This is a genomic window from Variovorax boronicumulans, assembly GCF_030812215.1.
GTDB lineage: Bacteria > Pseudomonadota > Gammaproteobacteria > Burkholderiales > Burkholderiaceae_C > Variovorax > Variovorax boronicumulans_C.
Window position 1 is genome coordinate 325,864 of record NZ_JAUSSG010000009.1, and the last position, 12,872, is coordinate 338,735.

Here is a 12,872-nt window from a genome sequence, read left to right on the forward strand (position 1 = left end):
TGAAAGGACACGCACATGTACACCCAGGCAATGGACACCATGGGCAAGGACCCGGGCGACGGCAAGCAGAAGGCCGTGCGCTCCGCCGATGAGATGCGGCTCGAGGAGCGCTTCGACGCGCAGATCGACGCTGGCGAATTCATCGAGGCGAAGGACTGGATGCCCGAGCACTACCGCAAGACGCTGGTGCGCCAGATCAGCCAGCACGCGCATTCCGAAATCGTCGGCATGCTGCCCGAGGGCAACTGGATCAGCCGCGCGCCCACGTTGAAGCGCAAGGCCATCCTGCTGGCCAAGGTGCAGGACGAAGGCGGCCACGGCCTCTACCTGTATGCGGCCGCCGAGACGCTGGGCACTTCGCGCGACCAGATGTTCGACGCGCTGCACAGCGGCAAGGCCAAGTACAGCTCGATCTTCAACTACCCCACGCTCACCTGGGCCGACATGGGCACCATCGGCTGGCTGGTCGATGGCGCGGCGATCATGAACCAGGTGCCGATCTGCCGCTGCTCGTACGCACCGTATGCGCGCGCCATGATCCGCATCTGCCGCGAGGAGAGCTTTCACCAGCGCCAGGGCTACGAGGCCCTGCTCACCATGATGACCCATGGCAACGACGCGCAGAAAGCGATGGTGCAGGACGCGGTCAACCGCTGGTGGTGGCCCTCGATCATGATGTTCGGCCCGCCCGACGACCAGTCGCCCAACTCGGCGCAGTCGATGCGCTGGGGCATCAAGCGCTTCAGCAACGACGAGCTGCGCCAGAAATTCATCGACGCCGCCGTCGAGCAGGCCGCCATCCTCGGCGTGACCCTGCCCGACCCAGATCTCAAGTGGAACGAAGAGCGCCAGGCGCACGACTTCGGCGCCATCGACTGGAGCGAGTTCTGGCGCGTGATCGGCGGCGACGGCCCCTGCAACCGCGAGCGCCTGCAGGCCCGCGTCGACGCGTGGGAAGACGGCGAGTGGGTCCGCGAAGCCGCGATGGCCCACGCCAACAAACAGCAACCAGTCAAGGAGGCCGCATGAGCGCCGATACGACCAAACAAGAGTGGCCCCTGTGGGAAGTGTTCGTTCGCAGCAAGGCGGGCCTGGACCACAAGCACTGCGGCAGCCTGCACGCGGCCGATTCGAAGATGGCGATCCAGATGGCGCGCGACGTGTACACGCGCCGCCAGGAAGGCAGCAGCATCTGGGTGGTGCGCTCCGAGCAGATCGTGGCGAGCGACCCGGGCGAGAAGGACATGTACTTCGATCCGGCCGAAGACAAGGTCTACCGCCACCCGACCTTCTACGCGCTGCCCAAGTCCGTGGACCACATGTGAGCGAGCGGCACGCCATGCAAGCATCGATCGAACTGAACCGCACGCCCGCCGTGCAATACCTGCTGCGCATCGGCGACACATGTCTCGTGCTCGCGCAGCGCCTGGGCGAGTGGTGCGGCCACGCGCCCGTGCTGGAAGAAGACATCGCGATGGCCAACATCGCGCTCGACCTCGTCGGCCAGGCGCGCGGCCTGCTCACGCACGCCGGCAAGCTCGAAGGCGAAGGCCGCGCGCACGACGAAGACCAGCTCGCGTACCTGCGCGAAGAGCGCGACTACTTCAACCTCACGCTGGTCGAGTTGCCGCGCGGCGACTTCGCCTTTGCCGTGGTGCGCAACACCATGGTCGCCACGCTGCTCAAGCTGCTGTGGCAGCGCCTCGCGGCATCGAGCGATGCCGAGGTGGCCGCCATCGCCGGCAAGGCGGTGAAGGAAGCGCGCTACCACCAGCAGCACTCGGGCGACTGGGTGGTGCGCCTGGGCGACGGCACCGAAGAATCGCGCCGCCGCACCGAGAAGGCGTTGAAGCAGCTCTGGCTCTACGTGCCCGAGCTGTTCGAGAGCGATGCGGTGGACGCCGAAGCCAGCGCAAGCGGCCTCGGCCCCGCATGGAGCGAACTGCGCGAACCCTGGCACGCCGAGATGCAGCAGGTGCTCGACGCGGCCGGCCTCGCGATGCCGAAGGAAGCCGCCTTCCGCAGCACCGGCAAGCAAGGCGTGCACAGCGAGCACATGGGCTACATCCTCACCGAGATGCAGCACCTGCAGCGCAGCTTCCCCGGGGGCGTGTGGTGACGAGCGTGGTTGCGTCGCGCGTCGATGCGGCGTGGGCCGTGCTGCACACGGTGCTCGACCCCGAGGTGCCGGCCGTGTCGGTCTGCGACCTGGGCATCGTGCGCGAGGTGATCGAACACGACGACGGCCTGGAGATCGTGCTCACGCCCACCTACTCCGGCTGCCCCGCGACCGAAGCGATCGAGCACGACGTGCTGGCCGCCATCGAGCAGGCGGGCCTCGGCCGCGCACGCGCCACGCTGCGCCGCGCGCCCGCATGGAGCAGCGACTGGATCAGCGACGAGGGCCGCGCCAAGCTCAAGGCCTACGGCATTGCGCCGCCCGCGCATCTCACGCCCGAGGTCGCCGCCAACACCGCGATGCCGATCAAGCTCTTCGGGCGCATCGCCGGCGAACGCATCGCCTGCCCGCGCTGCGCGAGCGAGCGCACCGAACGCCTTTCGGCCTTCGGCTCGACCGCCTGCAAGGCCCTCTATCGCTGCATGGCCTGCCGCGAGCCCTTCGAACATTTCAAGCCGATCTAAGGCCCCCGATGAGTACCCTTTTCCACCCCCTGCGCGTGAAGGCCATCGAGCCCGACACGCACGAGGCCGTCATCGTCTCGTTCGAGGTGCCGGCCGACCTGCAGGAAGTCTTCGGCTTCACGCAGGGCCAGTACCTCACCTTGCGCCACGACATCGACGGCCAGGACCTGCGCCGTTCCTATTCGATCTGCGCGGGCCTGGACGACGGCGAGCTGCGCGTCGGCGTGCGCAAGGTGCGCGGCGGCGTGTTCTCCAACTGGATCAACGCGAACCTGCAGCCCGGCGACACCCTGCAGGTGATGGCGCCGCAGGGCCGCTTCTTCGTGCCGATCGAGCCGGCTTCGGCCCGGCACCACGTCGGCATCGCGGGCGGCAGCGGCATCACGCCGATCCTCTCGATCATGAAGACCGTGCTGGCGCGCGAGCCCGCGAGCCGCTTCACGCTGATCTACGGCAACCGCCAGCTGCAGTCCACGATGTTCAAGGAAGAAATCGAGGACCTGAAGAACCGCTACATGACGCGCCTGGTGCTGCTGCATGTGTTCTCCGACGAGCACACCGATTCGCCGCTGGGCTTCGGGGTGATGAACCGCGAGAAGATCGGCGAGTTCCTCGCGTCGGTGGTGCCCGCGAAGAAGATCGACCATGTGTACGTTTGCGGCCCGTTCCAGATGAACGACGAGGCCGAGGCCGCGCTGCTCGCGGCCGGCGTGCCCGAGGACCGCATCCACATCGAGCGCTTCGGCGTCGCTCTTCCCTCGGCCACGCAGGTCGGCGCCGTGGTGCACGAGCCGCAGCCGGGCGACGCCAAGCAGGCCCGCATCACCATCGTGCGCGACGGCCTGCAGCGCGAGATCACCTTCACCGAAGGCCAGCCCAGCATCCTCGATGCGGCCTCTGCCGCCGGCCTCGAAGTGCCGTTCTCGTGCACCTCCGGCGTGTGCGGCACCTGCCGCGCCAAGTGCGTGGACGGGGAAGTCCGCATGGAAAGAAACTTCGCGCTCGACAAGAATGAAGTGGCCGCCGGGTTCGTGCTGACCTGCCAGGCCCACCCCCTCACCGAACGTGTCACCTTGTCCTTCGACGAGCGCTGACACGCAAGGCCCCAACGATTTTTCAACCCGGAGACAAGCCCAAATGAAATTCTTCTTCCAGCCCCTTCTGATCGCCGCGCTGTGCGCCACCGCCGCCGCGGCGTGGGCCGACGTCAATGTCGGCGTGACGGTGTCGGCCACCGGCCCCGCCGCCTCGCTCGGCATTCCCGAGAAGAACACCATCGCGCTGATGCCCAAGACCATCGGCGGCCAGAAGATCAACTACATCGTGCTGGACGATGCCTCCGACACCACCGCGGCCGTGGCCAACACCCGCAAGCTGATCGCCGAGAACAAGGTCGACATCGTGCTGGGCTCCACCACCACGCCCAACTCGCTCGCGATGATCGACGTGGTGAGCGAGGCCAAGACGCCGATGATCTCCATCGCCGCCTCGGCCCGCATCATCGAGCCGATGGACGCGAAGAAGAAGTGGGTCTTCAAGACGCCGCAGAACGACATCATGATGTCGCTCGCCATCGCCGAGCACATGGCCGCCAACGGCGTGAAGACGGTCGCCTTCATCGGCTTCTCCGATGCGTACGGCGAAGGCTGGTCGGAAGAATTCGCCAAGGCCGCGGCGCTCAAGAAGATCACCATCGTCGCCAACGAGCGTTACTCACGCACCGACACCTCGGTGACCGGCCAGGCGCTGAAGATCATGGCCGCCAAGGCAGACGCCGTGCTGGTCGCGGGCTCGGGCACGCCGGCCGCGCTGCCGCAGAAGACGCTCAAGGAGCGCGGCTACACCGGCAAGATGTACCAGACGCACGGCGTGGCGAACGCCGACTTCCTGCGCGTGGGCGGCAAGGACGTGGAAGGCACTTTCCTGCCCGCGGGCCCGGTGCTCGTGGCCGACCAATTGCCGGCCAGCAACCCGGTGAAGAAGTCCGCGCTGGCCTATGTGTCGGCATACGAAGCAGCCAACGGCAAGGGCACCGTGTCGACCTTCGGCGCGCACGCATGGGACGCGGGCCTGCTGATGACCTCCGCGGTTCCGGTCGCGCTGAAGAAGGCACAACCGGGCACGCCCGAGTTCCGCGCGGCCCTGCGCGATGCGCTGGAGCAGGTCAAGGAAGTGTCGGGCGCGCACGGCGTGTTCAGCATGACCGAGAAGGACCACCTGGGCCTCGACCAACGCGCGCGCGTGATGGTGAAGATCGAAAACGGCGCCTGGAAGTACCAGCCTTAAGGAACGAACCCCGGCCCGGTCACCCTGAGCTTGTCGAAGGGCCGCTCCGAACGCGCAAGGCTTCGACAGGCTCGGCCCGAACGGCTGGAGCACTTTGAGCCACCCTTCGCTTCGAGCTGCCAACCCGTTCGCCCTGAGCTTGTCGAAGGGCAGCTCTGAGCGCGCAGGCTTCGACAAGCTCAGCCCGAACGGTCCGGGGGCATTCAGCCTCGATTGAAAGTTCTCGTATGGATTTGCAGATCGCCCTGTTGCTGGGGCAGGACGGCATCGTCAACGGTGCCGTCTATGGATTGATGGCGCTCGCCCTCGTGCTGGTGTTCTCGGTCACGCGCGTCATCTTCATTCCCCAGGGTGAGTTCGTCGCCTTCGGGGCCCTCTCGATGGCGATGCTGCAGGCCGGCCGCGTGCCGGCCACGCTGTGGCTCTTGATCGCGCTCGCGGTGATGGTGCTCGTGGTCGAGCTCTGGCGCTGGAAGCGCGGCGCGGTGGTCGACTGGGCCTCGGCGCTCGCCTGGTGCGTGGTACTGCCGCTGGCCGCTGCCGCGCTGGTGCTGCTGCTCAAGCCGACCTCGATGGCGGGGCAGACGTTCGCCACGCTCATCCTCATCATGCCGCTCGGCCCGCTGCTCTACCGCCTGGCCTACCGCCCGCTGGCGGATGCCAACGTGCTGATGCTCCTGATCGTCTCGGTCGCGCTGCATGGCGTGCTGGTCGGCCTGGGCCTGCTGTTCTTCGGCGCCGAGGGTTCTCGCACCACGCCGTTCTCCGATGCGCGCTTCGACATCGGCGGCATCCCGGTCAGCGGGCAATCGCTGGTGGTCGTCGGGGTCACGCTGCTGCTGGTGATCGCGATGTTCCTGTTCTTCGGGCGCTCGATGGTCGGCAAGGCATTGCGCGCGACCGCCATCAACCGCGTCGGCGCACGGCTCTCGGGCATTCCGACGGAGCTGTCGGGCGACCTGAGCTTCGCGCTCGCGGCGCTCATCGGCGCGGTGTCGGGCTTGCTGATTGCCCCCATCACCACCGTGTACTACGACACCGGCTTCCTCATTGGCCTGAAGGGCTTCGTCGCCGCCATCGTCGGCGGGCTCGCAAGCTATCCGCTGGCGCTGGTCGGCGCGCTGCTGGTCGGGCAGCTCGAAGCCTTCGCGTCTTTCTGGGCCAGCCCGTTCAAGGAAGTGCTGGTCTTCACCCTGATCATTCCCGTGCTGTGGTGGCGTTCGCTGCGCAGCCATCATGTGGAGGACGAGGAATGAGCCCGTCTTCGAACCCCGTCGCGGTGAATGCGCCGCCTGCCGGCAAGCCGCTGGTCACGCCGCGCCAGCTCACGCTGGTCTTCGTCGTCGCGCTCGCGCTGGCCTGGGGCTTCCTGCCCGAGTTCACCGTGTCCGTGCTCAGCAATATCGGGCTCTATGCGCTGGTCGCGGCCGGCCTCGTGATGCTCACCGGCGTGGGCGGCATGACCTCGTTCGGCCAGGCCGCGTTCGTCGGCATGGGTGCGTACGCCACGGCGTGGATCTGCACATCGCCAACGGCCGCCGCATGGCTGGGCGGCGCGGTCAGCCCTGCGCTGCTGCCGTGGGCCGGCCTCGCGCTGGGCCTCGTCTTCACCTTCGCGCTCGCCTGGGCGCTCGGTGCGGTCACGCTCAAGCTGCAGGGCCACTACCTGCCGCTGTGCACCATCGCCTGGGGCCTGAGTCTCTACTACCTGTTCGGCAACATGGAGTTCCTGGGCGGGCAGACCGGCATCACGGGCGTGCCGCCGCTGGTGGTCGCAGGTGTTTCGCTCGCCACGCCGCGTGCGCTCGGCGTGGTGATCTGGGCCGTGCTGCTGCTCGCGCTGTGGGCCATGCACAACCTGCTCGATTCGCGCGAAGGCCGCGCCATCCGCGCGCTCAAGGGCGGCCGGCTCATGGCCGAGTCGATGGGCGTCGACACGGCGCGCCACCGCATCAAACTCTTCGTGCTGGCCGCGCTGCTCGCGGCGGTGTCGGGTTGGCTCTATGCGCACCTGCAGCGCTTCGTGAACCCGACGCCCTTCAACCTGAACATCGGCATCGAGCTCCTGTTCATGGCGGTGGTCGGCGGCGCGGGGCACCTGTGGGGCGCGGTGGTCGGTGCGGCGCTCATCACGCTGCTGAAGGAAAAGCTGCAGGACGTGCTGCCCGCGCTGCTGGGCACGAGCGGCAACTTCGAAGTGATCGTGTTCGGCCTCTTGATGCTCTTCGTGCTGCAGCGCTTCGCGGACGGGCTCTGGCCCACGCTCTCGCGGCTCGCGAGCCGCTGGGTGCGCAACGATGCGCGGAAGGAAACGGCTGCCGCATCGAAGACCGCGCCTGCGCAACCCGTGCAACTCGCACAACGCACGCTGCCCGCATCGGGCGAACTGCTGCTCGAAGCCAGCGACGTGAGCAAGCGTTTCGGCGGCCTCGTCGCCAACAACGCGATCTCGATGACGCTGAAGGCCGGCGAGATCCACGCGCTGATCGGCCCGAACGGGGCCGGCAAGAGCACCTTCTTCAACATGATCTCGGGCGTGGACGATCCGACTTCGGGCGTGGTGCGGCTCTCCGGCCAGTCGATGGCAACGAAGCCCTCGCGTGCCTTTGCCGCACTCGGCCTGGGCCGCACCTTCCAGCATGTGCGCCTGCTCGGGCAGCGCAGCGTGGTCGAGAACGTCGCGCTCGGCGCTCACCTGCGTGCCAGGCGCGGCTGGCTCGCCGCGATGCTGCGGCTGGACCGCGCCGAAGAAGCCGCGCTGATGGCCGAGGCCCGCCGCCAGATCGAACGCTGCGGTCTCGGCGCGCACGCCGACACGCCGGCCGCATCGCTCTCGCTCGGCCAGCAGCGCGTGGTGGAAATCGCGCGCGCCCTCGCCGGCCAGCCTTCGGTGCTGCTGCTCGACGAACCCGCCGCAGGCCTGCGCCACCTGGAAAAGCGCGCCCTCTCCGTCCTGCTGAGCCAGCTGCGCGCCGAGGGCCTGGGCATCCTCGTGGTGGAACACGACATGGAATTCGTGATGAACCTCGCCGACCGCATCACGGTGCTCGAGTTCGGCACCGTCATCGCCACCGGCACACCGGCCGAGGTGCAGGCCAACCCGCGCGTCCTGGAAGCCTATCTGGGCGGCGCCGACGACGAACTGCTGGAAGACGCACGATGACCGCTCCCCTCCTCCAACTCCAGGACTTCTGCGTCGCCTACCGCACCGTCGAAGCGGTGCACAGCGTGCGCCTGCATGTGAACGAAGGCGAGATCGTCACCGTCATCGGCCCCAACGGCGCAGGCAAGACCACGCTCTTGTGCGCGGCGATGGGCCTGCTGCCTTCCACCGGCGCACTCACGCTCGCGGGCGAACGCATCGCGCGCCCCGGCGTCGAGACCATGGTCGCGCGCGGCGTGGCGCTCGTGCCTGAGCGGCGCGAGCTGTTCGGCGAGATGTCGGTCGAAGACAACCTGCTGCTCGGCGGCTTCTACCAGTGGCGCAAGGGCAAGCGCGACCAGCGCGCGCGCATGGAGGAAGTGTTCGAGATATTCCCGCGCCTGCGCGAGCGCAAGCCCCAGATGGCCTCGACGCTCTCGGGCGGCGAACGCCAGATGCTCGCCATCGGCCGTGCGCTGATGGCCCGGCCGCGCCTCCTGATGCTCGACGAACCCTCGCTGGGCCTCGCGCCGCTGGTCGTGCGCGAAGTGCTGCGCGTGGTCTCGCAACTGCGAAGCCACGGCGTCTCCGTGCTGCTGGTGGAGCAGAACGCGCGTGCCGCGCTGCAGGTGGCCGACCGCGCCTATGTGCTGGAGATGGGCGCCGTGGCGCTCGAAGGCAACGCACGCGAACTGCTGCACGACCAACGAATCATCGACACCTACCTGGGCATCGGCAACCGCAACGCGGAACCCGCCGTCGCCTGAACCCCAGACGCTCAAGGACTTTCATGACCACCCTTCAAAGCTACATCGCCGGCCGCTGGATCGGCAAAGAGGGCGCGCAGCAACTGCGCAGCGCCGTCAACGGCAAGCCCGTGGCCAGCACGCACGCCGAGGCCATCGACTTCGCCGAAGCGCTGCAGTACGCACGCCGCACCGGCATCCCCGCGCTCATGAAGCTCGACTTCCAGCAGCGCGCCGAGCGCCTGAAGGCGCTGGCCAAGTACCTCGCAGCGAACAAGGAAACGCTCTACGCCGTCTCGGCCCACACGGGCGCCACGCGCGCCGACAGCTGGATCGACATCGAGGGCGGCGCCGGCACGCTGAGCGCCTACGCCGGCATCGGCTCCAACGAGCTGCCCTCGGGCAACCTGGTGCACGAAGGCCCGGCCTTCCCGCTCGGCAAGAAGGGCGGCTTCGCGGGCACGCACATCCTGGTGCCGCGCGGCGGCGTGGCGGTGCACATCAACGCCTTCAACTTTCCGGTGTGGGGCCTGCTCGAGAAGTTCGCGCCCAGCTTTCTCGCGGGCATGCCGTGCATCGGCAAGCCGGCTTCGGCCACCAGCTACCTCACCGAGGCGGCGGTGCGGCTCATCGTGCAGTCGGGCATCCTCCCCGAGGGCAGCCTGCAACTGGTGATCGGCGGCACGGGCGACCTGCTCGACCGCCTCGAAGGGCCGGACGTGGTCACCTTCACCGGCTCGGCCGACACCGCCGCCAAGCTGCGCGTGCATCCGAACATCGTGCGCCAGTCGATCCCGTTCAACGCCGAGGCCGACTCGCTCAACTGCGCGATCCTCGCGCCCGACGTGACGCCCGACGACGAGGAGTTCGATCTCTTCGTGAAGGAAGTGGCACGCGAGATGACGACCAAGGCCGGCCAGAAGTGCACGGCCATCCGCCGCGCGATCGTGCCGCGCCAGCACCTCGATGCGGTGGCCGAGCGCCTGCGCGCGCGGCTGGCCAAGACCGTCATCGGCGATCCGTCGCACGAAGAGGTGCGCATGGGCGCCCTCGCCTCGCATGCGCAACAGGCCGACGTGGCCGAGCGCGTGGCCACGCTGCTGCAGGGCGCCGAGCTGGTCTACGGCGAGCGCGACGGCTTCTCGCCCGTGGGCGACGGCGTGAGCGAAGGCGCCTTCTTCGCGCCCACGCTGCTCCTGAGCCGCAAGCCCCTCGAACACGATGCGGCGCACGACGTCGAGGCCTTCGGCCCCGTCAGCACGCTCATGCCCTATGACGGCATCGACGAAGCGCTGGCCCTGGCCGCACGCGGCCGCGGCAGCCTCGTCGGCACGCTGGTCACGCGCGATCCGGCCGTCGCAGCCAAGGCCATTCCGGTCGCTGCCGCATGGCACGGGCGCCTCCTGGTGCTCGACCGCGAAGCCGCCACAGAATCGACCGGCCACGGCTCGCCGCTGCCGCAACTCAAGCACGGCGGCCCCGGCCGCGCGGGCGGCGGCGAAGAGCTCGGCGGCCTGCGCGCCGTGAAGCACTACCTGCAGCGCGCCGCGGTGCAGGGCTCGCCCACGATGCTGGCCGCGATCACCGGCGAGCACGTGCGCGGCGCGGCCGTGCGCGAGAGCGAGGTGCATCCCTTCCGCAGCTATTTCGAGGACCTGCGCATCGGCGACTCGCTGCTCACCCACCGCCGCACCGTCGGCGAGGCCGACATCGTGGCCTTCGGCGGCATCTCGGGCGACTATTTCTACATGCACTTCGACGAGGTCGCGGCGAAGGAGTCGCCCTTCGGCAGGCGCATCGCGCACGGCTACTTCGTGCTGTCGGCGGCCGCGGGCCTGTTCGTCTCGCCCGCACCCGGCCCGGTGCTCGCCAACTACGGCCTGGACACGCTGCGTTTCGTCAAGCCCGTGGGCATCGGCGACACCATCCGCGCGCGCCTGACCTGCAAGCGCAAGATCGATCGCAACAAGAAGGACGCAAGCGGCCAGGGCCAGGGCGTGGTGGCGTGGGACGTGGAGGTGACGAACCAGGATGGCGACGTGGTCGCCAGCTACGATATCCTGACCCTCGTCTCCAAGAAACCGGAAACCACCTGATGTTCGATCTCACGGGAAAAGTCGCGCTCGTCACCGGCGGCAATGGCGGCATTGGCCTCGGCATGGCGCAAGGCCTCGCGAAGGCGGGCGCGCGCGTCATCGTCGCGGCGCGCAATGCCGAGAAGTCGGCGGCCGCGGTCCAGGCGCTGAAGGCATTGGGCAGCGACAGCTTCGCGCTCGAAGTCGATGTGAGCGACGAAGCCTCGGTGCAGAAAGCCTTCGATGACGCGGCCGCGCGCTGCGGCCGGCTCGACATCCTCGTGAACAACGCCGGCACCACGGTGCGCAAGCCCGTCGACCAGCTCTCGCTGGACGAGTGGAACAAGGTGCTGGGCACCAACCTCACGAGCGCCTTCCTCTGCAGCCGCGCCGCGCACCCGCACCTCAAGAAGGCGGGCGGCGGCAAGATCATCAACATCGGCTCGATGATGTCGATCTTCGGTGCGCCCTACGCGCCGGCCTATGCCGCGAGCAAGGCGGGCATCGTGCAGCTCACCAAGTCGACCGCGCTCTCGTGGGCGGCCGACAACATCCAGGTCAACGCGATCCTGCCCGGCTGGTTCGAGACCGAACTCACCGACGGCGCGCGCAGCCAGATTCCGGGCCTGTACGACCGCGTGGTGGCCCGCGCCGCCGCCGGCCGCTGGGGCCAGCCGGCCGACATCGCCGGCACCGCGGTGTTTCTCGCGAGCCCCGCATCCGACTACGTGACGGGCACGGCCATTCCGGTCGACGGCGGGTTTTCTATCTCTGGCTGAAGACGGGCGGCCCGTGTAGATTCGGCCGCCATGCTCTTCTGGTTCCAGATCTTCCTTCTCGTCGCCGGCACCGCCGCGCTGCTCTATGTCTCGCGCGGGCCGCTGAGCCAGCCCGGCTCGCACGGCTTCTACCGCTTCTTCGCGTGGGAATGCATGCTGGTGCTGATCGTGGTGAACCTGCCGGTGTGGCATGTCGACCCGCTCTCGTTCACCCAACTGCTCTCCTGCGTGTTCCTGGCGCTGTCGATCTGGCTGCCGATCCACGCGGTGCGGCTGCTCAAGGCGCAGGGCAAGCCCACCGAGGCGCGCAACGACGACCCTGCCCTCTACGGTTTCGAAAAGACCTCCTCCCTCGTGACCTCGGGCGCCTTCCGCTACATCCGCCACCCGATGTACACCGCGCTGATGCTGCTGGCCTGGGGCGCCTTCCTCAAGCAGTTCACCTGGCTCACGCTGGCGCTGGTGCTGGCGGCCACGCTGCTGCTGGTGCTGACGGCGCTGCGCGACGAGAAGGAATGCATCGCGCATTTCGGCGACACCTACCGCGACTACATGCGTGGCACGCGGCGCTTCATTCCTTTCGTGCTGTAGCCGGCCTTAGCGGCCGCGCATCCACCGCCTCGCCATCGACGATGAAATGCCCGCCCGCCACGTGGTGCAGCGTGCGCAGTTCGTCGTGGCCGGTGAAGTTCCAGCGCCCGTTCTCGAACACGCGTGCATCGGCCTGCGCGGCAATCACCTCGCCGAGGAAGAGGTCGTAGCGCTGCTGGATCGGCGGCTCGGGCAGCAGCCGGCATTCGAGCCAGGCCGCGCAGCCTTCGAGCAATGGCGCATCGGTCGCGGTGCCGGCGAAGGTCTCGAGGCCGTAGGCCGCGAACTTGTCGCGCCCCGAGGTCTCGACGATCTCGCGGCCCGAGCTGTTGCCCAGCGCTTCGGTCAGGTCGAGCTGCGCGCGCACCGGCACCTGCAGCGCGAAGGTGCCCGCGCCTTCGAGCAGCACGCGCGTCCAGGTGCTCTTGTCGAGCACCACGGCCACCTTGGGCGGATCGAAGTCCAGCGGCATCGCCCATGCGGCCGCCATGATGTTGCGCTGCCCGCCGTGCGCGGCACTCACGAGGACGGTGGGGCCGTGGTTGAGCAGGCGGTAGGCCTTGGCCAGAGGGACGGGGCGGCGATGCGAAGACGAAGAGGCGTTCATGAA

The 12,872-nt window shown here is 68.4% G+C and carries 13 protein-coding genes; 12 read left to right on the top strand and 1 reads right to left on the bottom strand.

The window, feature by feature from the left end; genetic code table 11:
* The first annotated feature begins 15 nt into the window (after positions 1–15).
* From paaA to J2W23_RS24015, 12 genes are all read left to right on the top strand, one after another.
* Entirely contained in the window at positions 16–1,029 is a 1,014-nt protein-coding gene (gene paaA / locus J2W23_RS23960; RefSeq protein ID WP_307650512.1) for a 1,2-phenylacetyl-CoA epoxidase subunit PaaA, read from the top strand.
* Positions 1,026–1,325, top strand: a complete 300-nt coding sequence (paaB, locus tag J2W23_RS23965; RefSeq protein WP_013539788.1) for a 1,2-phenylacetyl-CoA epoxidase subunit PaaB — start codon at positions 1,026–1,028, stop codon at positions 1,323–1,325. The genes paaA and paaB overlap by 4 nt, the downstream gene beginning before the upstream one ends.
* A 14-nt stretch (positions 1,326–1,339) precedes the next feature.
* Complete coding sequence (gene paaC, locus J2W23_RS23970; protein ID WP_307650513.1) at positions 1,340–2,119, top strand: 1,2-phenylacetyl-CoA epoxidase subunit PaaC; 780 nt, start codon at positions 1,340–1,342, stop codon at positions 2,117–2,119.
* Positions 2,116–2,643 carry a 1,2-phenylacetyl-CoA epoxidase subunit PaaD gene (gene paaD / locus J2W23_RS23975; protein ID WP_307650514.1) on the top strand — a complete coding sequence of 176 codons (528 nt, stop codon included), beginning with the start codon at positions 2,116–2,118 and terminating at the stop codon, positions 2,641–2,643. The genes paaC and paaD overlap by 4 nt, the downstream gene beginning before the upstream one ends.
* A gap of 8 nt (positions 2,644–2,651) precedes the next feature.
* Positions 2,652–3,737 carry a 1,2-phenylacetyl-CoA epoxidase subunit PaaE gene (gene paaE / locus J2W23_RS23980; protein WP_176660458.1) on the top strand — a complete coding sequence of 362 codons (1,086 nt, stop codon included), beginning with the start codon at positions 2,652–2,654 and terminating at the stop codon, positions 3,735–3,737.
* A 43-nt stretch (positions 3,738–3,780) separates the two neighbouring features.
* On the top strand, positions 3,781–4,929 hold the full coding sequence (locus tag J2W23_RS23985; RefSeq protein ID WP_176660457.1) for an ABC transporter substrate-binding protein: 1,149 nt from the start codon (positions 3,781–3,783) through the stop codon (positions 4,927–4,929).
* A gap of 227 nt (positions 4,930–5,156) precedes the next feature.
* Complete coding sequence (locus J2W23_RS23990) at positions 5,157–6,185, top strand: branched-chain amino acid ABC transporter permease (RefSeq protein ID WP_307650515.1); 1,029 nt, start codon at positions 5,157–5,159, stop codon at positions 6,183–6,185.
* Complete coding sequence (locus tag J2W23_RS23995) at positions 6,182–8,092, top strand: branched-chain amino acid ABC transporter ATP-binding protein/permease (protein ID WP_176660455.1); 1,911 nt, start codon at positions 6,182–6,184, stop codon at positions 8,090–8,092. The genes J2W23_RS23990 and J2W23_RS23995 overlap by 4 nt, the downstream gene beginning before the upstream one ends.
* Entirely contained in the window at positions 8,089–8,838 is a 750-nt protein-coding gene (locus tag J2W23_RS24000) for an ABC transporter ATP-binding protein (RefSeq protein ID WP_307650516.1), read from the top strand. Before J2W23_RS23995 ends, J2W23_RS24000 begins: the two co-directional genes overlap by 4 nt.
* Positions 8,839–8,861: 23 nt before the next feature.
* A complete protein-coding gene (paaZ, locus tag J2W23_RS24005) occupies positions 8,862–10,913 on the top strand; it encodes a phenylacetic acid degradation bifunctional protein PaaZ (RefSeq protein ID WP_307650517.1) in 2,052 nt (683 codons plus the stop codon).
* Positions 10,913–11,671, top strand: a complete 759-nt coding sequence (locus J2W23_RS24010) for an SDR family NAD(P)-dependent oxidoreductase (RefSeq protein ID WP_307650518.1) — start codon at positions 10,913–10,915, stop codon at positions 11,669–11,671. Before paaZ ends, J2W23_RS24010 begins: the two co-directional genes overlap by 1 nt.
* A gap of 30 nt (positions 11,672–11,701) precedes the next feature.
* On the top strand, positions 11,702–12,262 hold the full coding sequence (locus J2W23_RS24015) for a methyltransferase family protein (RefSeq protein ID WP_307650519.1): 561 nt from the start codon (positions 11,702–11,704) through the stop codon (positions 12,260–12,262).
* Here J2W23_RS24015 and J2W23_RS24020 read toward each other — a convergent pair.
* Positions 12,243–12,869, bottom strand: coding sequence for a flavin reductase family protein (locus J2W23_RS24020; protein WP_307650520.1), 627 nt, complete (start codon positions 12,867–12,869; stop codon positions 12,243–12,245). The two genes, J2W23_RS24015 and J2W23_RS24020, sit on opposite strands and share 20 nt — an antisense overlap.
* Positions 12,870–12,872 lie beyond the last annotated feature (3 nt).